Genomic DNA, 2,095 nt, shown 5'->3' with positions numbered 1-2,095 from the left:
CACCCGCGCCAGGCGCTCCGGAGTCAGCATCCCGATGACGCCGTCGTCGGTCACGCCGGCCGTGTGCACCACACCGCACAGGGGGTGCTCATCCGGCACCGAAGCCAGCAGCGCCTCGACCTGGTCGCGGTCGGACACGTCACAGGCCACGACCGAGACCTGCGCGCCCTGCTCGGTCAGCTCGGCGACCAACTCCCGCACGCCCTCGGCGTCCGGCCCCCGGCGGCTGGCCAGCAGAAGGTGCCGTGCGCCGTGCCGCACGACCAGGTGCCGGGCAACCAGGCCGCCCAAGGACCCGGCGCCCGAGACCAGGACGGTGCCCTCCATACCGAACACGGGTTCCGAGACCGGGCCTTGAGCGCCGACCCGGGCCAGCCGGGGTACGGAGAGAGCATTGCCGCGCACCGCGACCTGCGGCTCGCCGCAGGCCAGCGCCGCGCCCAGGACAAGTGGCGCCGCGCCACCGGTGACCGGATGCGCCGGATCGGTGTCGACCAGGATGATGCGGTCCGGGTTCTCGGCCTGTGCGGCACGCACCAGACCCCACACCGCCGCTCCCGCCGGATCGGTCACCGTGGCCTCGCCACCGGCGGGCACCGCACCCCGGGTCACGACGGCGAGCCGTGCCTCCTCCAGGCCCGGCCCGTCCAGCCAGCACTGGACGGTCTCCAGGACCCGGGTGGCCAGCGCAAGCACGGCGTCGTCGCCCTCGCCGCCGACAGCCTCCAGGACCGCCAGGGCCGGGCATACGGCGCCCGACTCCACGTCGTCGGCCAGGGTCGCCACCTCTTCCGCGGTGGCCACCGGCACCCAGGACGGGGCGGACTCCGCCCCCTGAACCGACAGCAGCTCGGTCCACTCCACCCGGAACAGCGAGTCGGCACGCGGCGTGTCCGCCGCCGCCTCCAACTGATCGGCGGAGACGACCCGGGACACCAGCGAGTCCATCGTCACGACCAGGGCGCCGGCCTCGTCCGCCGCGGCCAGCGACAGCGCGTCCCGCTCGGGCCGACCGAGGCGCACCCTCAGCACCGAAGCACCCGCGGCGTGCAGCACCAGCCCGTTCCACGCGAACGGCAGCCTCAGCTCCGTACCACCCGGCCCTGCGCCGGGGCCGTCCTCGGCCGCGGCCGCCCCGGCGATCTGCAGCAGCGGCGAGTGCAGGGCGGCGTCGAGCAGCGCGGGGTGGATACCGAACCCGCCGGCCTGCTGCCTGTGTTCCTCGGACAGGGCGACTTCGGCGAAGATCTCGTCGCCGCGCCGCCACAGTGCGCGTACGGCCTGGAAGGCGGGGCCGTAGCCGTATCCCACCTTCGTCAGCAGGCTGTAGCCACCGCTGACGTCCACCGGTTCCGCGCCGGGTGGCGGCCAGGCGGCGAAGTCGAACTCCGCTGCTTCGCCGCCCGGTTGCGCCGTCACCGCCAGCATGCCACTGGCGTGCCGCGTCCAGGCGTCCGCTCCGCTCGGACCGTCGGCGTCCTCGCGCCGCGAGTAGACCTCCACGGTGCGCGAGCCGTTCCCGCTCGGCCCGCTCACGGCCACCTGGACGCGCACCCCGCCGCGCTCGGGCACCACGAGGGGCGCCTCGATCACGAGCTCCTCCAGGACAGTGCACCCGGCCTCGTCACCGGCCCGCACGGCCAGCTCCACCAGCCCCGTACCGGGGACGAGCACCACACCTCCGACCCGGTGATCGGCCAGCCAGGGGTGCGACTTGAGCGACAGGCGCGAGGTGAACACCAGCCCGTCGGACTGCGGCAGCTCCACCACCGCGCCGAGCAGCGGATGATCGGTCCCGGCCAGGCCGAGAGAGGTCGCGTCGGTGGCGGTCGGTGCCGTGTGGAGCCAGTAGTGCTGGTGGTCGAAGGCGTACGTCGGCAGGTCGACATGTGCCGATGCACTCCCGGCAGGCAGGACGCCGGTCCAGTCCACCGGCACACCACGCACGAACAACTCCGCCATCGACACCAGCAGACGACGCAGACCCCCCTCCTCGCGCCGCAGCGAACCCGTCACCACCCCGCCCTCACCCGCGTCACTCCCGTCAAGGATCCCGGTGACCGGCTGGACCAGCACCGGATGCGCACTCACCTCC

Annotated in this window: 1 protein-coding gene; it reads right to left on the bottom strand. The window is 73.9% G+C overall.

The window, feature by feature from the left end; all coding sequences use genetic code 11:
* Nucleotides 1-2,095 (bottom strand): type I polyketide synthase (locus tag BIV23_RS45050; protein WP_143079284.1); only part of this gene is annotated, 2,095 nt, incomplete at both ends.

The organism is Streptomyces monashensis (assembly GCF_001866665.1).
In the GTDB taxonomy this organism is placed as follows: domain Bacteria; phylum Actinomycetota; class Actinomycetes; order Streptomycetales; family Streptomycetaceae; genus Streptomyces; species Streptomyces monashensis.
This window is presented reverse-complemented; position numbering and strand designations above follow the sequence as displayed.